This window comes from Microbacterium sp. MAH-37 (assembly GCF_009758255.1).
GTDB lineage: Bacteria > Actinomycetota > Actinomycetes > Actinomycetales > Microbacteriaceae > Microbacterium.
Genome location: NZ_WSEN01000004.1, coordinates 375,629 through 395,124, shown reverse-complemented (window position 1 = coordinate 395,124; position 19,496 = coordinate 375,629). Strand labels below are relative to the sequence as shown.

The following is a 19,496-nucleotide window of genomic DNA, read 5'->3' as shown; positions in this document are numbered from 1 at the left end:
CCTCTCTGAGTCTGGTGCAGAAACACTGTTCAATGTATTCTGTATACAGCAAGCGTATGGCGAATGAGAGGTTCGGTCAAGCCGTAGGCTGACCGCACCGGCCGAAGGGGAGAACTATGGCGATCGAGCGCAAGAACCTGCGATCCCAGGTGCGCGAGGAGCTGCTCGAGCGCATGCGCACCGGGCAGGTGCAGCCCGGCGAGGGCATCAACGAGGTGCAGCTGGCCGGCGAGCTCGGAGTCAGTCGCACTCCCCTACGCGAGGCGCTGATCGCCCTCGAGTCCGAGGGCCAGATCACCAGCGAGAACGGCAAGGGCTTCCGCTTCGTGCCGCTCAGCGCCGGGGAGTTCGAGGACCTCGCACCGGTGATGGCGACGCTGGAGAGCCTCGCGCTCGAGCTCAGCCCCGTCGACGAGCTGCAGCAGGTCGGCGCACGGCTGGTCGAACTCGCCGAGGCATTCACCGACGAGCACGTCGAGCACTCACTCGTGATGACCAAGGACGACGAGTGGCACGCGCTGATGCTCTCGGTGTGCCCGAACAAGCGCCTGATCGACGTGATCGAGAGCGTCCGAGGGTCGTTCCACCGCTACGAGGCGCTGCTCGTCGCCGACGACGTCAAGGTCGACCGCGTCGCCGCCGAGCACGCGGCCATCGCGCACGCCCTCGCCGACGGCGACGTGCCCGCCGCGGTCGAGGCGCTCAAGCTGAACTGGATGCAGGGCATGCGCCGCATCCTGGACAACTCGTCCAGCGCGTACTTCGCGGCCTGACGCGCGGGCCCGGTCCGCGGCGCGCGGTCAGCGCTGCGGGGCCGTCGCGATCGCTTCGATCTCGAGCCGGAAACGACTGTCGACGAGCGCCGCGACCTGCACGAGGCTGCTGGCCGGCTTCGGATCGGGCAGCCTCTCGCGGACGACCTGGCGCACGACCTCGAGGTCGGCGATGTCGACGAGGAAGTAGGTCACCTTCACGATGTCCGCGACCGTCGCGCCCTCGGCGGCCAGAACGTCGGCGATCCGGTCGAAGACCGCGTCGGCCTGCGCGCGGATGCCGCCCTCGACCGGCGTCCGTCCGGCGTCGACCCGAACCTGCACTGCCCGGCGGGAGGGGGCTGAAGACGGCGACGATCATGCCCTGAGCAAAACCGTCCCGCATCCGCTCCCGCGTCCGCTCCCGCCGCAGCGGACGCCGGGAGCGGATGCCGGGATCACGCCGGAGCGGCAACCGCACGGCGCCCGCTTCGGGCTCCCGGAACAGCGCGGCGCCCGACGAGCGCGGCGACGCCCAGCGCCAGAGCTGTGCCGACCGCTGCCGCCGCGAGATAGGGCAGCGGGGCGAGCGCCGCCCAGAGCGCCCCCGTCTTGACCACCGCATACGGAATCGTCGCGACAAGGCCGGCGGCGCCGCCGGCCAGAACGCTCACGACCGTCGCCGCTGTCACCTCGCGCAGCAGCATCCGCTGCGTCTCAGGCGGGGTCGCGCCGATCAGGCGCATCATGCTGAACTCCGCACGGCGTCTCAACACGGCGGCGATGAGGTTGTTCACGAGGGCCACGGCCATGAAGCCGGCGAGCAGGCCGACCACCAGGTAATTGATCGTCGCGATGAGCTCGGCGTCCGGCATCGCCGATCCGGCCGCGTTCTCGATGCCCTGCATGCCGAGGGTGCCCGCCGCGACCCCGACGAACAGAGTCAGGAATGTCACGAGCGGGCGCACCCGCTCCGGCGCCGCGTCGAGGTTCCGCGCCGCGAGCCAGGCGGATGCCGCGGTGCCGAGGGACAGGTGACCGGCGAGCCCGATGAGTTCCGGCGCGAAGAGACAGGCTCCGACGGCGAGAAGGACGCAGGCCGGGCCTGTGGTGGCGGCGGCCAGAAGGTCAGCGGAGCCGGAGGTCAGCGTCGCCACCGCCGATCCGACCCCCGCGAGCACGACGAGCACCGCGATCAGACGCCGCGCACCGCGCCGCACCCGGGGCGTCCCCTCGTCCGGCGCTCCCAGCACGCTGCCGCGCGCCGGGCGGCGTCCGGTCAGGATCCCCGCGACGACGGATGCTGCGACGACGACCACTGCGCCGACGAGCGGCGGAAGAACGCCCGGCAGGTACGGCGTCGACGGGTCGGCGGCTCCACCGCCGCGTATGCCCGCCAGCGCCGCACCGCCCAGGAGCACTCCCAGCACGGCGCCGGGAATGGCGGCGACGACCGACACCACCGCGGTCTCGGCCACGATCAGTCGTCGGATCTGTCCCGGCTCCGCCCCGATGAGGCGCAGCCCGGTGAACTCGCCCGCGCGCCCCTCGAGCGTGACCCCGATCGTCGATGCCATGGCGAAGACGACGATGACGACGATCCATCCGCCGACGATCATCGGGAACAGCGTGAGGAACTCCGAGCGCTCTCCAGCTGTGAGCCCGGTGGCGAGAAGCGCGGCCATCGCGACGACCAGGGCTGTGCCGATGGTGGCGATGATCCCCGTGGCCACGGTGCTCGCGCGATGACGCAGCGCAGACCGGAATGCGAGCGCGAGCATCAGCGCACCTCCTCAGCGGAGGCGGCGACCTCGACGGTTTCCACGAGCTCTGCCATCGTCGCCGCCACAGTCAGCGCATCCGGCCGGTCGAGCTGGGAGACGATACGGCCATCGGCGAGAAACAGCACGCGGTCGCTGAACGACGCCGCGACGGGATCGTGGGTCACCATGATGATGGTCTGTCCGCGGTCGGCGAGGCCGCGCAGCAGGTCGAGGACGTCCTTCGCGCTGCGCAGATCGAGCGCGCCGGTCGGTTCGTCGGCGAAGACGATGCGGGGATCGGTCACGAGGGCACGCGCGATCGCGACCCGCTGCCGCTGCCCCCCGGAGAGCTGATCCGGTCGCCGATCCGCCCGTTCCGCCAGACCGACTCGGCCCAGCAGGTCCACGGTTCTGCGGCGATCGACCCGTCGGCCGTCCAGGCGCACCGGCAGTTCGACGTTGTCGACCACGCTGAGGGCCGGCAGCAAGTTGAACGACTGGAAGACGAACCCGAGCTCACGCCGGCGCAGCCTGGCCAGCCGGGTCTCGTCGAGCGCGGCGATGCGGTGCTCGCCCAGCAGGACCTCCCCCGCTGATGCGCGCTGTAGCCCCGCCGCGCAGTTCAGGAGGGTGGTCTTCCCGGAGCCGGAGGGCCCCATGATCGCCACGAACTCACCGGCGCGGACCTCGAGGTCCACACCGCGCAGCGCCCGGACGGTGCCGCTGACGCTCTCGTATTCATGGTGGATGCCGCGCACGCTCAAAGCGGTCGGAATGCGTTCGGGGACACGACTGATGGACATGACAGCTCCTTCGTAGATAAACGTTCGTTGTAAACGATTGTTTAGCATAGGATGGAGAACGTGAGCAACCGCGAGAAGCTGCTGAAGGCGGCGAAGGAGTGCCTGCTGACCGTCGGGTACGAGCGCACCACCGTGCGCCACCTCGTCGCGGCCTCGGGCGCCAACCAGGCGTCGATCAACTACCACTTCGGATCGAAGGAGCAGCTCCTCATCCTTGCCCTCCGGCAGCTCAATCAGGAGTGGGGCGATGTGCTGTTCGCTGCGCTTGCGGCCCCTGGCGGCACGGAAGCGACTCACGACGGCGTCGCGGTATGGAGCAGGATCATCGAGTCGATACAGGCGAACCGCGACCTGTGGGCGGTGAACTTCGAGTCTCTCTCCTCAGCCCGCGGCGACGACGAGATCCGCGGCATGATCGCCGAGGGCCAGCGCCTCGCCAGAGAAGCGCTGGCCCGTACCTTCAGCAGAGACTCCGCCGCCGACCCTGACGCCGTGGGGGCCCGCTGCTACGCCGTGCTCGTCGGCCTCGCGGCACAGTGGATCATCGACCCGGCTTCCGCGCCGAGCGCGGAGCAGATCGCCGCCGGGTCGCTCACCTCCTGACCGCCCCGCACAAGAGGTCGGCGACGGACTGCTTCTGGAACACCAGGAACCGGATGAACAGCGGCGGGCCCCTGCTCGATCCTCAATCCCGGCTGAGCAGCACCGCGAGGTCCAGGAACCAGGCGGCGGACCATCCGAAGGCCGTCGTCGCCCGCTCCGCCTTGAAGCCCGTGAACGGGTTGTAGTACTCGTGCGGTCCGCCGCCGTGCACCACGAGACGCACGGTCTGCTCGCGCAGCTCGCGCGCACGCTCCGGGTAGCCGGATGCTTCCAGCCCCTCGGCGATCAGGGCGCTGGTGTTGATCCAGATCGGCCCGCGCCACATCCGCTCCGGCGAGAAGTCCGGGTCGGATGCCGCGACGGTGGGCAGTCCCCACTCCAGCGCGAATCGGCCGTCGTCGTCGACCGCGGCCCGCAGGGCGTCGCGGATGCCGTCCGGCAGCGTGCCGGTGAGCAGCGGCATGAGCCCCACCACCGTGTCGCTGTCGATGCGCTGGCCGTCGCCGAAGGCGAGGAAGCGCCCGAGCTCGTCGTCCCACATGCCGTGCAGCAGCTGCTCGGTGCGCTCTGCCCGCTCCAGGAAGCGGCCGGTCGCGGCATCCGGTTCGTAGCGCGCCAACAGATCGGCGATCTCCCGGTCCTGACGCACCAGGTACGCGCCGAGATCGGGGGCCGACGTCGGGATCGGCCCGTCGAAGATCGGGCTGTCGTCCAGTCCGGACGAGTACGGATGCCCGTACTCGGGCATCCCGTCGCCGTCGAGATCGGAGCCCGCGAACCACCAGTCCTGCGAGCGGATGATCGTGGCGAGCTGCGTGCGCGCCCAGTCCGGAGCATCCTCGGCCTCGAGCACCTTGCGCAGCGCCCAGGCGGCGAGCGGCGGCTTGGTCAGCGGCACCGGCGCAGTCGGGTCGGCGACCGCCGAACCGGTGCGGCGCAGTTTCGCGCGGTCACCCTCGGGCAGGTCGTCGCTGGTGGCGAGCACGCCGAGTTCGTGCACGACGTCGGGCAGCTGGCCGTCGGCGCTCGGAAACCGGAAGGCGATGTCGAGCTGCTCTCGAGCGAGCTCCGGGTCACCGTGCCGCAGGCCGACCGCGATGAAGTACGCGTCCCACTGCCATACGCCCACGTAGCCGATCTTCGAGGGCACGACGCCGCGGGCGTCGCCCAGCGAGGGCAGCGAGACGATGTTCGCCCCGAGCACCCACCAGCAGAACGCCGCCATCTGCTGCAGGTCGTCGCGGACGACGGGGCACTTCGCGAACCAGGCATCCCATTGGACCGCGCAGGCGGCGAGCGCCGCCGTGTGGTCACCGGGCTCGATCACCGCCGAGCGGTCCCCGGCGACGACGATGCGGACGCCGGAGCCGAGCGGATGCTCCTCCACGCGCCCGTCCGGGAACGTCAGCCGCACGCGGAGCCGCTCCGCGCCGCCGATGCTCAGCGCACCGGGTCCGTCGAACGTTAGGGATGCCATGGGCGCTTCGCTCCCCACGCCCCACTCCGAGCATCGCTCCGCGCTGCCCGGAGCCTCGGGGGCGCGTGGGCCCGGCTCAGCGACCCACCCCTCGGAGCCGCCGGCCTCCTGGGTCCCTGAGCCTGTCGAAGGGCCGAAGGCGATGCGGTGCGGGAGCACGTCGGTCACCGGGAGCACCGCGCCCGCAGCATCCAGCACCGCGAGCCCGTCGAGCACGCGGCAGTCCTCCAGCCAGCGCTCGTACTCCGAGGTGTGCACGCGCAGCGTCCCGTCCGCGGCATCCTCGTCGCGGAAGACGAGGATGCGCGACTTCGGCAGCGTGAACGGCGCGGTGACGAGGTCGAGGTGACGACCGGCGAGTTCGGCGAAGGTCATCGTCCCCCCAGCCCCGAGGCGGCCATGCTGTTCAGGATCTTGCGCTGGCCGATGACGAACACGATCAGCATCGGGACGGTCGCGATCGCGGATGCCGCCATCACGAGCCCGTAGTTGATGGATCCGAACTGGCTCTGGAACGAGGTGAGCAGCAGCGGCACCGTGAACAGGTCGGGCGAGTTCAGCAGCACCAGCGGGAACAGGAACGCGTTCCAGACGCCGAGGGCCGTGATGATCGCGAGAGCCGCGAGGCCGGGCTTGAGGTTGGGCAGCACGATGCTCCAGAAGATGCGCCAGCGTCCGGCGCCGTCGACCAGTGCGGCCTCCTCGAGCTCCTTGGGCAGGCCGAGCACGAACTGCCGCATGAGGAACACCGCGAACGGGTTGGCGATCATGCCCGGCACGATCAGCGCCAGGTGCGAGTCCACCCATCCGAACTGCGACATCAGCAGGTAGAAGGGGATGAGCGTGACCTGCGACGGAATCATCTGTGTCGCGAGGAAGATGATGAACAGCGCCTTGCTGCCCTTGAACCGGATGCGCGCGAAGGCGTAGCCGGCCATCGATGCGGTGATCAGCGTGCCGACGACGACGAGGATCGTGATGTACGCGCTGTTCAGGTAGGCCTGACCGAACGGCACCGCGTTCCACGCCTCGACGTAGTTCTCGCTGGTCCACGGGCTGGGGAAGAACGACAGCGGATCCTTCAGCAGCTGCGGCAGCGTCTTGAACGACGTCAGCAGCATCCAGATGAACGGGAAGACCATCGAAAGGCCCGCGAGGATCAGCAGGATGTGCAGCACGACATTGCCGCTGCGGCGCCTGCCGCCGCCGGTGGGACGCCGGCGCTGCTTCCGGCCCGGCGCGATCAGTGCGACGGTCGAGTCGGTGGCCGGCAGCATGGCGCCTTCGGTGAGGCTGGGGGTCGTGGTGCTCATTCGGGATCGTCCTCGTAGTGCACGAACTTCTTCTGCGCGCCGAACTGGATGGCGGTGATGATCAGCGTCAGGATCAGCAGGATGATGGATGCGGCGCTGGACGGGCCGAACTCGAAGCGCCCGAAGCCGAGATCGTAGATGTGGTACACGATCGTGCGGGTGGCGTTGTCGGGGCCGCCGCCGGAGACCAGCACGTAGACGATGTCGAACGTCTGCAGCGACGAGATGAACGCGATCACCGACGAGAAGAACATGATCGGCGAGAGGAGCGGCAGTCGGATGCTCCAGAACAGGCGCCACGCACCGGCGCCGTCGATGCGCGCGGCCTCGATGACCGAGGGCGAGATGTTCTGCAGGCCGGCCAGGAAGATGATCACGTTCAGGCCGAGCGACGACCAGATCGCCACGATGCACACAGCGAACAGGGCGAGCTTCGGGTCTTCCAGCCAGGCGGGCGGGGCGATGCCGAAGACCTTCGAGATCAGGGCCGACATCACGCCGTCGGAGCGGAACATCTGCTGCCAGATCATCGCGATGGCGACCGTGGAGGTCATCACCGGCGCGAAGAACAGCATCAGGTAGAGGGTGCGGGTCTTCAGCTTCTCCAGCGCCACCGCGACCATCACCGCGAGACCGAGACCGACGGGAACGGTGATCGCGGCGATGATGAGGGTGTTCAGGATCGAGCGCCACAGCAGTTCGTCCTGGAACTGCGAGGTGAAGTTCGAGAAGCCGACCCACTGCAGGTCGCTCAGCCCGTCCCAGCGCGAGAACGCGAGCACGAGGCTCGCCGCGAACGGGACGACGACGAAGAGGAACATGCCGACCAGCTGAGGGGCGACGAAGAAGTAGCCCCAGCGCCGGTCGCGGCGGCGCCAGGCCGCCTCCTTGCGCATCACAGGGGCGGATGCCGCAGGCGTGGCCTGCGGCATCCCCCCATCAGTCAGAACAGCGGACATGTCACTCGGCCGAACGCTTCTTCACCAGTTCGGCGGCCTTGTCCAGCGCCGTCTGCGCGTCTTCCTTACCCTCGTAGAGCTTCTGGAACTCCTCGGCGATCGCCACCGGCAGGCCGGGCACACGGGCCTCTGCCGCGTAGTTCACGAAGCCGATGTCGCGCATGTCGAGGAAGGTCTGGGCGTGGGCGGGGAAGCCGTCCTCGAGCACGACGTCGTCGGCGCCCTTGATGGAGGGGACGGCGTTGCCGCTGCCCTGCAGCCGGAAGGTCTGCCCCTCCGCGCTGAGGAACTCGGTCCAGAACGTGAACGCGGCGTCCTTGACCTTCGTCTTGCCGTTCATCGCGAGGAAGCTCGTCGCGACCCCGGTCGGGGCGGGCTCGCCGTCGGGGGTGGGCCAGCGCACGATGTCGTAGGAGTCGTCCTTCACGCCCGCGCCGTCGAGCGAGCCGATCGTGTAGCGGCCCTGCACGAAGAAGCCGGCCTTGTGGGTGACGAACTGGCTGTCGGCGCCCGCGGTCTCGGGCATGGTGTCCGCGACGACGAAGGTCTTGCTCTGGAACAGGTCGCCGAACTCCTGCATGAGCTCCACCGACTTGGGGTCCTTGTTGGCGGTGAACTCGCCGGACTCGTCGTACGGCTGCTCGGCGCCCTGCGAGTTGAGCCAGCTCCAGTGCGTGGCCCAGTAGTTCCAGAACATCGAGCCGATGAGGCCGTTGTCGTGGAGCTTCTCGTTCATCTCGAGGTACTTGTCGGTGGTCCACTCGCCGTTCTCGGCGAGGGTGGCCGGGTCGTCCGTGATCCCCGCGGCTTCGAGTGCCGTCTTGTCGTACCAGAGCACGTCGGGGTTGGAGTCGTTCGGGGCCGCGTAGTACTCGCCGTCCTTCTCGGCCGCGCCGAACAGGCCGGGGAAGAAGTCGTCGGGCTTGGTCTCGCTGGCATCCGACTCCATGAGCTTCTTCAGCGGCATGAGCCGCTTCGAGTCGACGAACTGGCCGACCATGTCGTCACCGACGTAGAACACGTCGGGTGCGGTGTTGCTGGTGAGCTGGGCGAGCAGCTTGGAGTGGTAGTCGCCGTAGCCGGCGACCGGCTGGAACTTGACGGTGATGTCCGGATGCCGCTTCATGAACTCCTTGTTGAAGTCCTTGTATCGGCTGAGCTCGTCGGCCGACCCCCAGGTCGACCAGACGACGGTCGCCTTGCCGTCCGCGCCGACGCTGCCGCCGCCCGAGTTGCCGCCGCTGCAGGCGGCCAGTCCCGTCCCGAGCGCGAGGATCGCGCCGAGTGCAAGGGACTTCCTGATCGTTGCACGTGAGAGAGCCAACGCTCGACCTCTTTCATCCTTGGAAGAGCCGGGGATCCGGCGTTGTGATTGCCTTCAGTATTCTGTATACAAAGCACAGAGGTTGTCAAGGGTGAGGACTAATCTCGGTTGCATGAGCCTCGTCGTGACAGTCCCCACCGACCGCCTCGCCACGAACATCGGCGCTGTCCCCGACGGGGTCGAACTGCACGTCTGGGACTTCACGACGCCGCCACCGGCACCCCGCCTCGACATCGTCGTCCCGCCGTACATGGGTTCGGCCGGGGCGCTCGAGAAGCTGGAGGGCCTGGAGGTCGGGCTGGTGCAGAGCCAGTCGATCGGCTACGACGGCGTCGCCGACCGCCTGCCGTCGGGGATGCCGTTCGCCAATGCGGCCTCGGTGCACGAGGCCTCCACGGCCGAGATCGCGGTCGCGCTGATGCTCGTGGCGCAGCGGCAGTTCCCGCGATTCGTGCGCGCTCAGGACCGGGGTGAGTGGTCGCCCGTCTTCGCCGAGAGCCTGGCGGATCGGCGCGTGCTGCTGGTCGGGTTCGGCGGCGTGGGCACCGCGACCGCACGACGCCTCGCGCCCTTCGAGGTGGAACTCACCGCGGTCGCGCGCAGCGCGCGCGTGGATCAGGTGGACGGGGTCGGCGAGGTGGCCGTGCACGGCATCGACGAACTGCCCGCGCTGCTGGCGGATGCCGAGATCGTCGTGCTCTCGCTGCCGGGCGGCGACTCCACCCATCACCTGTTCGATGCCGGAATGCTGGCGCACATGGCCGACGGCGCCCTGCTGGTGAACGTCGGCCGCGGGCCGCTGATCGATCCGGATGCCCTGCTCGCCGAGCTGGAGGGCGGCCGGCTGCGTGCCGCCCTCGACGTCTTCGAACCGGAGCCGCTGCCCGCCGGGCATCCACTGTGGTCGGCCCCGGGCCTGGTCGTCAGCCCGCACGTCGGCGGCGCATCGACGGCGATGAACCCGCGCATGGCGCGTCTGGTGCGCACCCAGATCGAGCGGATGCTGGCCGGCGAGCCGCCGCTGAACGTGGTGATCCCCAGGGCCTGACCCCTCCCCGGGTACTCGGCGTCCGCGCCCCGCCGTTACGGTTGAAGGATGACGATCACCGCCGCCGCAGACGGCTCCGCCCTGGGCAATCCCGGCCCGAACGGCTGGGCCTGGTACATCGACGACGCGAACTGGGCGGCCGGTGGCTCGCCGCACGGCACGAACAACCAGGGTGAGCTTCAGGCTGTGCTCGAGCTGCTGCGCGCGACCTCCGGAACGGACGAGAGCCTGCTGATCCTGTGCGACAGCAAGTACGTGATCGACTCGATCACGAAGTGGATGCCCGGCTGGAAGCGCCGCGGCTGGCGCAAGGCCGACGGCGGCGCGGTGCTCAACCGCGACCTCATGGAGGCCCTCGACGAGGCGATGTCCGGGCGCAGCGTGCGCTTCGAATGGGTCAAGGGGCACGCCGGCCACGACCTGAACGAGGCCGCAGACGAACGCGCGAACGCGGCGGCCAAGGCGTACCAGCAGAAGCAGGAGCCTCGGCGCGGACCCGGCTTCACGATGGCGACCGGCGCCGGCGCCGCCGTCGCGGCATCCGCTCCCGTCGCGGCATCCGCGCCGCCGCCGGAACCCGCTGCTGCCCGGCCGGCTGCCGCGCCCGCGGCATCCGCTCCTCCCGCTGTCGCCCCGCAGCTCTGGGCCGAGGCGTCCGACCTGCTCGAGGCGCTCGACCTCACCCCCGCAGCCCAGGCGATCGACCTGCGCCTGCGCCTCTCCGCCGACGAGCACGCACGCCTGCGCGACCGCGCGGACGCCCAGGGCGTGTCACTCGAAGAGGCTCTGCGCCGCCTGATCTGATCGCCTGCACGGTCACACTTGCACACGTCACGGCGACATCGGCGATCACCGACATCCGAATCGATTCGAACACACCCCTGGCGCGACTGTAAGCGTTTGCAGTAACCTGGTGCTCATGACCCTCGAGCAGATCGCCGCCCCCGGTTCCGAATGGTGGCGCAGCGCCGTCATCTACCAGATCTACCCCCGCTCCTTCGCGGACGCGTCCGGTGACGGCATCGGCGACCTGCCCGGCATCACCAGCCGGCTCGACTCGCTCAAGGAGCTCGGCGTCGACGCCATCTGGCTGAGCCCGTTCATGACCAGCCCGCAGCGCGACGCCGGCTACGACGTGGCCGACTACCGCGACGTGGACCCGCTGTTCGGCACGCTCGCCGACTTCGACGAGATGCTCGGCCAGGCCCACGCCCGCGGCATCCGCGTCATCGTCGATCTCGTGCCGAACCACTCCTCCGACCAGCACGCCTGGTTCCAGGAGGCGCTGAAGGCCGCGCCGGGCAGCCCCGAGCGCGCACGCTACGTGTTCCGCGACGGCAAGGGCCCGAACGGGGACCTGCCGCCGAACAACTGGGAGTCCGTCTTCGGTGGCGGCATGTGGGAGCGCGTCACCGAGGCGGACGGCACCCCCGGCCAGTGGTACCTGCACATCTTCGACGCCACTCAGCCGGACTTCGACTGGACCAACGAGGAGGTGCGCGAGGAGTTCCGCAGCATCCTGCGCTTCTGGCTCGACCGCGGCGTCGACGGCTTCCGCGTCGACGTGGCGCACGGCATGGTCAAGGAGGCCGGCCTTCCGGACTACGCCCCCGTGGCGGACGCCGATTCGATGGGCGGCGGCGAGGAGAACGTGCCGTACTGGGGCCAGAACGGCGTGCACGACATCTACCGCGACTGGCACGAGGTCATGGCCGAGTACGACGGCGACCGCGCGCTGTGCGGTGAGGCCTGGCTGCCGACGCTCAAGCAGACCGCTCTCTGGGTGCGTCCGGACGAGATGCACCAGACCTTCAACTTCCCGTACCTGATGACGCCGTGGGATGCCGCACAGCTGCGTTCCGTCATCCGCGAGTCGCTCGACGAGTTCGGCAGGGTCGGCGCGCCGAGCACCTGGGTGCTCTCGAACCACGACGTGGTGCGGCACGCCTCGCGCCTGGCACTGACGGCGGACAACCCGCAGGGCGAGGGCATCGGGCCGAAGTCGCCCGGCAAGCCCGATGCCGTCATCGGCCTGTCCCGCGCCCGCGCGGCGACCGCGCTCATGCTGTCTCTCCCGGGATCGGCGTACCTGTACCAGGGCGAGGAGCTCGGCCTGCCCGAGGCCATGGAGATCCCGGACGAGTTCCGTCAGGACCCCACCTGGTTCCGCACGAACGGCGAGCGCTACGGCCGCGACGGATGCCGCGTTCCGCTGCCCTGGACGGCCGCGGGGCAGTCCTTCGGCTTCAACGACACCGGCGACTCCTGGCTGCCGCAGCCCGACGAGTGGGCGCGCTTCGCGCGCGACGTCGAGGAGCGGGACGCCGACTCGACCCTCAACCTGTACAAGCAGCTCATCGTGCTGCGGCGCGAGCACAACCTCGGCTCGGGCTCGCTGGTCTGGGAGGATGCAGGGGATGACACCGTGGCGTTCCGCCGCGGCGACATCCACGTGGTCGCGAACCTCGGCACCGAGCCCGTGGAGCTCGGCGACGGCGTGACCTTCCTGGTGCAGAGCGAGCCGTTCACCGGCACCGCCCTGCCCCCGAACACGGCCGCCTGGTTCACGAAGGCCTGACCTTCCCCGGTTCCGGTCTCACTCGTTGCGGGTGCCACGGGCGCTGGACCCACAACGAGTGAGACCGGAACTGAAAAGACATGAAGGATCTGCGATGACGAGTATCGACGAGGTCGCCAAGCTGGCGGGCGTCTCCACGGCGACCGTCTCGCGCGCGCTCAGCGGGCGCGGTCACGTCTCGGCCGCCGCGCGCGAGCGGGTGCAGGAGGCCGCCGCCCAGCTGGGCTACGTCGTGTCGTCGCGGGCCTCGAGTCTGGCATCCGGTCGCACGCGCAACATCGGCGTGATCGTGCCGTACCTCGACCGCTGGTTCTTCGCGACCGTGCTCTCGGGCGTCTCGTCGGCCCTGATGAAGCAGGGTTACGACATCACGCTGTACAACATCACGGCGGATGCCGCGGTGCGGCGCGAGGTGTTCCACACGGCGCTGCGGCGCCAGCGCGTGGACGCCGTGATCGCCGTGTCGATCGAGCTCGACGACGACGAGTCGGCGCAGCTGCTCGCGCTCGGCCTGCCCGTGATCGCCATCGGCGGGCCGAACCCGCAGCTGAACACGCTCACCGTCGACGACACCGCCATGGCGCGGCTCGCCACAGAGCACCTGCTGGGCCTCGGGCACCGCGACATCGCCCACATCGGCGCGAACCCCGAGTTCGACCTCGACTTCCACGTGCCCAGCCAGCGACGGCTCGGCTTCGAGCAGGCGCTGGAGGATGCCGGCGCACCGGTCAACCACGCCTTCCTCGAGCCTGCGGACTTCACCGTCGACGGCGGCTTCCGCGCGGCGAAGCAGCTGCTCGGACGGCCCGGCCCCCGCCCGACCGCGATCTTCGCGGCATCCGACGAGATGGCGATCGGCGCGATCCTCGCCGCCCGCGACCTCGGTTTCCGGGTGCCGGAGGACCTCTCGGTGATCGGCATCGACGGACACGAGCTGGGCGAGTTCTTCCAGCTCACCACGGTCGACCAGTTCCCGCTCGGTCAGGGCGAGCGTGCCGCGGACGCCGTGCTGGCCCGCCTCGAGGATGACGCTTCGCAGACGCCGCAGACGGCGCTGCCCTACGAGCTCCTCGTCCGAGGCACGACCGCCCTGCTGCATCCGCGCACTCCGTCGTCGCGGCGCTGACAGCCGTCAGAGCACCGGCTTCTTGTCGCCGCGGCGCATCAGGATCAGGTGCACGGTGAGCGACATCACCAGGAAGACGGATGCCAGCGGGATGAGCATGTCCGCGGGCAGGCCAGCGGCGAGCGCCGCACCACCCGTCGCACTGCCGATGGCCGACCCGAGCATCATTCCGCTGGTGTTCAGCGCGACGACCAGGGCGACCGAATCGGGGGCCATCATCGCGAGCCGGGCCTGCAACGAGACGCCAGACCCGCCGTTGAACGTCGCGGTGCCGAAGAACCACACCAGGATCGAGACGATGCCCCAGACTCCGGGCAGCGCCAGCCCGGCGGTGCCGAGCACCATGAACACGATCAGCGCGATGATGATGGTCGTGATCACGCGGTCGGGCCCGTTGCGGTCGATCGACCGCCCCGCGAACATGTTGCCGAAGAAGCTGAACACGCCGTAGCCGAACAGCGCCCCCACCATCGCGAGCCCCAGACCGGTGCGCGGGCCGATGATCAGCGCGGCGTAGGTGAAGCACAGGTAGCTCGCGCCCATCAGGCCGATCGGCACCAGCAGCGCGGCGAGGATCGGTCCGCGGGTCAGCGGTCGCAGCGTCTCGCGCAGAGGCAGCGACGGCAGGTGCAACTTCGGCACGAAGGCCAGCATGCCGATCAGCGCGACCGTGCCGATGCCGGCCACGATGAACAGCGGGATGCGCCAGTTCGCATCGCCGAGGAGCAGTCCGACCGGTACGCCGAGTGCGGTCGCGGCGAGGAAGCCGCCCATCACGATCGACAGAGCCCATCCGCGACGCTCGGGCGGGGTGATCGCGATGACGTATGCGGCGACGACCGCGCTCAGCAGCGCACCGCCGATGGCGGAGATCACCCGGCCGGACATCGCCCAGGCATAGGTCGGCGCGACGGCGACGATGACGTTGCCGACCACGAACACCGCGAGCGAGATCGCGATGGTGGCTCTGCGCTCGAAACGCCCGGTGAGCGCGCCGAGCACCGGGCCGGCGAAGGCACTGGTCAGCGCGAACACGCTCATCAGCTGTCCGGCGGCGGCCTCCGACACGTGCAGGTCACCGGCGATCTGCGGCAGCAGCCCGGTCAGGACATAGCCGTCGATCCCCATGGAGAAGTTCGCGAGGAACAGCCAGAGCAGGGCGCCGACGCCGGCGGCGCGCCCGGCGCCACGGTTAAGTGAGTGCACCTGACAATTCAACCAGCATCCGGTGACCGTGATTCCGCCGGGCCGGATCCGTGTCTCCCGGCCCCGTGCGGGCGGGCCTTAGACTTCCTGCGTGACTGGGGAATCGCCGCGCGGTCGCGCGCGGACACAGGGGACTCGCGCGCGCCGGGCCGCAGTGCTGATAGCGGCGCTCCTCGCCGTGGCCGGCGTGGCTGCGGTCATCGGCGTCGGCCTGCCCATGCTGCGCCCGGAGACGCCGGCTGCCGCGAAACCCGCGACCGCACGCACGCCGACACCGACCCCCACCCCGACGCCGCTCACCCCTGCACAGGCGCTTCTGGCGCAGGCATCGGATCCGAACGCATGCGCGGTGTCCTTCGACGGCGACGGCATCGCCCTCGCACCGGTCCTGCAGACCCACGGCGCGCTCTTCGACGCGCTGCCGATCCCCGCACGGCCGGGGTTCGTCTTCGCCGGCTGGTACCGCACGGCGCAGGAGGCCGCGTCCCGAGCATCCGTCGCCCGCGTGAACGGCGCGCAGTCCGCGGCGTGCACGGATCGCGAGCTCACACTGCACGGCGCGTGGATGACGCCCGACGAGAACGCCGCCTCGCACACGCGCGTGCCGATCCTGATGTACCACCAGTTCACGACGAAGCCCGAGGGCGAGAGGGGCTGGCTGCGCGGCAACTACGCGTACATCGGCGATTTCGAGGCGCAGATGAGGTACCTCGCGGACCAGCGGTTCTACCTGCCCACCTGGGACGAACTGGACGCCTTCATCGACGGCCGCCTGTTCCTGCCCGCGCGGTCGGTGATCATCACCGACGACGATGCGGATGCCACCTGGCTGGAGCTCGCTGTCCCCGTGGTGACGGAGTACCGGCTGCTCACCACGTCGTTCGTCATCACGAAGTACCGGCACGAGGGCACGCCATCGCCGTACGTGCTGCAGCGCTCCCACACCGACGACATGCACGAGGCCGGAGCGAACGGCAAGGGCCGCATGGTCAACTGGACGGTCGATCAGATCGCGGTCGACCTGGAGAGCTCCGCGGCGATCCTCGGCGCGAAGGAGGTCATGGCGTACCCGTACGGGCATTACGACGCGACCGCGAAGGAGGGCGTGCACAGGGCCGGGTTCACCCTGGCACGCACGATCGACTGGGGCTTTGTGGAACAGGGCACGGACAAGCTCGCGCTGCCCGTGATCCGGATCGATTACGGCGACACCGTCGACTCGCTCCGCCGCGAGATCGGCTGATCCCCGCAGTTACACCACCGTGAAACCCGCCCGCAACAGGACGTCCTCGCGGGACGACGGGCCTACCAGCAGTTCGAAGTCTCCGGGCTCGACGACCCGGCGGCCGCGGGCGTCGACGATCGAGCAGACCGCGACGGGCAGCTCGATGCGCACACGCTGCGACTCCCCCGGCGCCAGCTCGACCTGGCGGTAGGTCTTCAGCTCCTTGTCCGTCCAGCTGACGCTGGTGACCTCGTCGCGCACGTAGACCTGCACCGTCTCGAGCACCGGCCGCGTGCCGGTGTTCGAGACCGTCACTTCGGCGATGATCGTCTCGTCGGCGCTGACCGACGACGACACCAGGCCGAGCGCGGAGTACTCCACCGTGGTGTACGACAGTCCCTCGCCGAACGCCCAGGCGGGCGACTGCGTCAGGTCGGCGTAGCGGTGACCGTGCTGTCCGCGGATCTGGTTGTAGTAGGTCGGCTGCTGACCGACGTGCCGTGCGAACGAGATCGGCAGGCGCCCGGAGGGCTCGATCGCCCCCGAGATCAGCTCGGCGACCGCGCGGCCGCCGTGCATCCCCGGGTTGGCCGCCCAGATCACCGCGGCCGCCTGCGCGGCGGATGCCGGAAGCACGAGCGGCTTCGAGGCGAGCAGCACGATCACGACGGGCTTGCCCGTGGCGATCATCGCATCGATCAGCGCGTTCTGTCCGCCGACCAGCTCGAGCGTGGCGGTCGAGCGCCCCTCGCCGACGAGCTCGATCCGATCGCCGACCACGGCGACGATCACGTCGGCCGCGCCCGCGACGCGGACCGCCTCGGCGATCAGTCGCTCATCGGATGCCGCTGGCACGACCACCGGCGGGCGCGGCTGCCCGTCGGGGAAGGTCGCACCGAGGGGATCCTCCTCGAGGGTGAGGATGTCGGCGCCCTGGGCGTACCGCACCGCGTACCCGTCGACCTCACGGAGCCCGTCGAGCACTGTCGTGATCATCTCGCGCGGCTGCCCGTCCAGCCATCCGGCCTGGCCGGATCCACCGGCCCAGTCGCCGAGCTGGTTCTGTGCGTCGTCGGCGAGAGGACCGACCACCGCGATGCGGATCGGCTCCACCTCGGAGAGAGGCTCGGACGCCCCGAGCGGCAGCGTCCCGTCGTTCTCGAGCAGCACCAGCGAACGTCGCGCGACCTCGAGGTTCAGGTCGCTGTGCGCGCCGCTGCCGACAACCGCGTCGAGGTCGTCCGACGGCAGCCGCGGATCCTCGAACAGCCCCAGGTCGAACTTCAGGGTGAGGATGCGCGCGACGGCCGCGTCGAAGGCGTCCGCGTCCAGCATCCCCTTCTCCACCGCCTCGAGCGCGCCCTCGAAGAAGTGCGGCGTGGTCATCGCCATGTCGTTGCCGGCCCTCACGGCCGCGGCGGCGGCGTGCGCGTAGTCGGGCTGCACGCGCTGCTCCCACACCATCCGGCCGACGTTGTCCCAGTCGGTCACCAGCGTGCCGGTGTAGCCCCACTCGCCGCGCAGCACGTCGTTCAGCAGCCAGTCGTTGACCGTGATCGGCACACCGTCGGTGGTCTGGTAGCCGAGCATGAACGTGCGGCAGCCCTCGCTGGCAACCCGCTCGAAGGGCGGCAGGAACCACGAGCGCAGCTTGCGCTGCGAGATGTCGGCCTCGCTGGCATCCCGTCCGCCCTGCGTCTCGGAGTAGCCGGCGAAGTGCTTCGCCGTCGCGAGGATCGCCGTCCGGTCGTCGAGACCGTCACCCTGGTACCCGCGCACCATGGCGCTGGCGAGTTCGCCGATGAGGAACGGGTCCTCCCCGAACGTCTCGTCCACCCGCCCCCAGCGCAGGTCGCGGGCGATGCACAGCACCGGCGAGAAGGTCCAGTGGATGCCGGTCGCGGCGACCTCCTCGGCCGTCGCGCGCGCGACCCGCTCCAGCAGCGCCGCGTCCCAGGACGCCGCCATGCCGAGCTGCGTCGGATAGATCGTCGCCCCCGGCCAGAACGAGTGGCCGTGGATGCAGTCCTCGGCCACCAGCAGCGGGATGCGCAGCCTTGTCTGCGCGGTGAGCCGGTTCGCCTCGAGGATGCGCTCCGGCGAGGTGTGCAGGATCGATCCGGCGTGCCGGGCGTGCACGGCGTCGACGAGGTCCTCTCGGGCGTCGAGCTGCAGCATCTGCCCGACCTTCTCCTCGAGGGTCATCCGCGCGAGCAGGTCGGCGACCCGCTCGGCGGTGGCCAGCGATGCGTCGCGGTACGGGAGGGTCTCGGTGGTCTGGACGGTCATGCCTTCACGTTCTCTTCTGCGGCGGTCGGGTCGACGGGCTGCTCGGTGCGCACCGCGGTGACGGCGTCGTTGACGTTCAGGCCCTTCTTCTTCATGGCGCGGGCACGCTCGCCGGCCGAGCGCAGGCGCGGGTTGACGTACTCGTCGATACCGAAGTTGATCAGTGCCAGGCCGACGCCGAGCAGCGAGATGCACAGACCGGCGGGCACGTACCACCACCAGTAGTCCGGGAACGCGCTGTTCTGCTGCGCCCAGAACAGGATGGTGCCCCAGTTCAGGTTCGACACCGGGATGACGCCGATGTACGCGAGGGTCGTCAGGCCCAGCACCGCGGCGGTCATCGTGCCGACGAAGCTCGACGCGATCAGCGCCATGAGGTTCGGCAGCATCTCGACCAGGATGATGCGGTGCAGCGGCTCGCCGTTGGCGCGCGCGGCCTGGATGAAGTCACGGTTGCGCAGCGACATGGTCTGCGCGCGCAGCACCCGCGCGCCCCAGGCCCAGCCGGTCAGACCCAGCACGACCGCGATGAGGAAGAGCGGCGGGTCCTCGAACTGCGAGGCGATGATGATCATCAGCGGCAGTGCGGGGAGCACGAGGAAGACGTTCGACAGCGCCGAGAGCGCCTCGCTCTTCCAGCCGCGCAGGTAGCCGGCGGTGACGCCGACGACGATCGCCAGCACGGTCGCGATGATCGTCGCGAGGAACCCGACCACGAGCACGCCTCGCGTGCCGTAGACGAGCTGGCTGAAGATGTCCTCGCCGATGTGCGTGGTGCCCATCAGGTGCGCGAGCGACGGCGGCTGCAGCGTGGCATCCAGGTTCTGCTCGGTGGGGTCGTAGGGCGCGATCCAGGGGGCGAAGATCGCGACGAGCGTGAAGATGCCGAAGATGATGAGGCCGGCAGCCGACTTGCGGTTGCTGAACATCGCCATCGACGCCTTCAGCTGGCTCCAGAACGTCTTCCGCTGCGGGGACCGTGCGGGCGCCTGCTGCAGCGTGATCAGGTTCTGAGTGGGGGCGGTCATGG

General features: G+C 69.7%; 17 protein-coding genes. 7 read left to right on the top strand and 10 right to left on the bottom strand.

Annotation, left to right across the window (positions count from 1 at the left end):
- Positions 1-116 precede the first annotated feature (116 nt).
- The gene (locus GON06_RS05275; RefSeq protein WP_157311239.1) at positions 117-773 is read left to right on the top strand and encodes a GntR family transcriptional regulator; all 657 of its coding nucleotides are present in this window, start codon (positions 117-119) and stop codon (positions 771-773) included.
- A gap of 27 nt (positions 774-800) precedes the next feature.
- On the opposite strand, the gene GON06_RS05270 is transcribed toward GON06_RS05275, so the two are convergent.
- The 3 genes from GON06_RS05270 to GON06_RS05260 form a co-directional block, all read right to left on the bottom strand.
- Positions 801-1,097 (bottom strand): RidA family protein, encoded by a 297-nt coding sequence (locus GON06_RS05270; protein WP_157311238.1) that lies wholly within the window; start codon positions 1,095-1,097, stop codon positions 801-803.
- A gap of 113 nt (positions 1,098-1,210) precedes the next feature.
- On the bottom strand, positions 1,211-2,533 hold the full coding sequence (locus GON06_RS05265) for an FtsX-like permease family protein (RefSeq protein ID WP_157311237.1): 1,323 nt from the start codon (positions 2,531-2,533) through the stop codon (positions 1,211-1,213).
- The gene (locus GON06_RS05260) at positions 2,533-3,318 is read right to left on the bottom strand and encodes an ABC transporter ATP-binding protein (protein WP_157311236.1); all 786 of its coding nucleotides are present in this window, start codon (positions 3,316-3,318) and stop codon (positions 2,533-2,535) included. The genes GON06_RS05265 and GON06_RS05260 overlap by 1 nt, the downstream gene beginning before the upstream one ends.
- A gap of 60 nt (positions 3,319-3,378) precedes the next feature.
- On the opposite strand from GON06_RS05260, the gene GON06_RS05255 reads away from it, so the two are divergent.
- Complete coding sequence (locus tag GON06_RS05255) at positions 3,379-3,921, top strand: TetR/AcrR family transcriptional regulator (protein WP_332837171.1); 543 nt, start codon at positions 3,379-3,381, stop codon at positions 3,919-3,921.
- An 82-nt stretch (positions 3,922-4,003) separates the two neighbouring features.
- On the opposite strand, the gene GON06_RS05250 is transcribed toward GON06_RS05255, so the two are convergent.
- From GON06_RS05250 to GON06_RS05235, 4 genes are read right to left on the bottom strand one after another with little or no spacing between them, the layout of a single operon-like run.
- Positions 4,004-5,773, bottom strand: coding sequence for an amylo-alpha-1,6-glucosidase (locus GON06_RS05250; RefSeq protein WP_157311234.1), 1,770 nt, complete (start codon positions 5,771-5,773; stop codon positions 4,004-4,006).
- A complete protein-coding gene (locus tag GON06_RS05245) occupies positions 5,770-6,711 on the bottom strand; it encodes a carbohydrate ABC transporter permease (protein WP_157311233.1) in 942 nt (313 codons plus the stop codon). The genes GON06_RS05250 and GON06_RS05245 overlap by 4 nt, the downstream gene beginning before the upstream one ends.
- A complete protein-coding gene (locus GON06_RS05240; protein WP_232528165.1) occupies positions 6,708-7,643 on the bottom strand; it encodes a carbohydrate ABC transporter permease in 936 nt (311 codons plus the stop codon). Before GON06_RS05240 ends, GON06_RS05245 begins: the two co-directional genes overlap by 4 nt.
- 28 nt (positions 7,644-7,671) lie before the next feature.
- Positions 7,672-8,994, bottom strand: a complete 1,323-nt coding sequence (locus GON06_RS05235) for an ABC transporter substrate-binding protein (protein WP_157311231.1) — start codon at positions 8,992-8,994, stop codon at positions 7,672-7,674.
- 112 nt (positions 8,995-9,106) lie between these two features.
- Here GON06_RS05235 and GON06_RS05230 point away from each other — a divergent pair, with 112 nt between their 5' ends.
- The 4 genes from GON06_RS05230 (at position 9,107) to GON06_RS05215 (ending at position 13,746) form a co-directional block, all read left to right on the top strand.
- On the top strand, positions 9,107-10,042 hold the full coding sequence (locus GON06_RS05230; RefSeq protein WP_157311230.1) for a 2-hydroxyacid dehydrogenase: 936 nt from the start codon (positions 9,107-9,109) through the stop codon (positions 10,040-10,042).
- A 48-nt stretch (positions 10,043-10,090) separates the two neighbouring features.
- Positions 10,091-10,846, top strand: a complete 756-nt coding sequence (locus tag GON06_RS05225) for a ribonuclease H family protein (RefSeq protein ID WP_157311229.1) — start codon at positions 10,091-10,093, stop codon at positions 10,844-10,846.
- Between the two features lie 115 nt (positions 10,847-10,961).
- On the top strand, positions 10,962-12,620 hold the full coding sequence (locus GON06_RS05220; RefSeq protein WP_157311228.1) for a glycoside hydrolase family 13 protein: 1,659 nt from the start codon (positions 10,962-10,964) through the stop codon (positions 12,618-12,620).
- 94 nt (positions 12,621-12,714) lie between these two features.
- On the top strand, positions 12,715-13,746 hold the full coding sequence (locus GON06_RS05215; RefSeq protein WP_157311227.1) for a LacI family DNA-binding transcriptional regulator: 1,032 nt from the start codon (positions 12,715-12,717) through the stop codon (positions 13,744-13,746).
- Positions 13,747-13,752: 6 nt separating this feature from the next.
- Here GON06_RS05215 and GON06_RS05210 read toward each other — a convergent pair whose 3' ends face one another.
- Positions 13,753-14,952 carry an MFS transporter gene (locus GON06_RS05210; RefSeq protein WP_332837170.1) on the bottom strand — a complete coding sequence of 400 codons (1,200 nt, stop codon included), beginning with the start codon at positions 14,950-14,952 and terminating at the stop codon, positions 13,753-13,755.
- A gap of 91 nt (positions 14,953-15,043) precedes the next feature.
- On the opposite strand from GON06_RS05210, the gene GON06_RS05205 reads away from it, so the two are divergent.
- Positions 15,044-16,195 (top strand): polysaccharide deacetylase family protein, encoded by a 1,152-nt coding sequence (locus GON06_RS05205; protein WP_332837169.1) that lies wholly within the window; start codon positions 15,044-15,046, stop codon positions 16,193-16,195.
- Positions 16,196-16,204: 9 nt separating this feature from the next.
- Here the strand turns inward: GON06_RS05205 and GON06_RS05200 are convergent, their stop codons facing one another.
- Both GON06_RS05200 and GON06_RS05195 read right to left on the bottom strand, forming a co-directional pair.
- Complete coding sequence (locus GON06_RS05200; protein ID WP_157311226.1) at positions 16,205-18,466, bottom strand: glycoside hydrolase family 3 N-terminal domain-containing protein; 2,262 nt, start codon at positions 18,464-18,466, stop codon at positions 16,205-16,207.
- On the bottom strand, positions 18,463-19,494 hold the full coding sequence (locus GON06_RS05195) for an ABC transporter permease (RefSeq protein ID WP_157311225.1): 1,032 nt from the start codon (positions 19,492-19,494) through the stop codon (positions 18,463-18,465). Before GON06_RS05195 ends, GON06_RS05200 begins: the two co-directional genes overlap by 4 nt.
- Positions 19,495-19,496 lie beyond the last annotated feature (2 nt).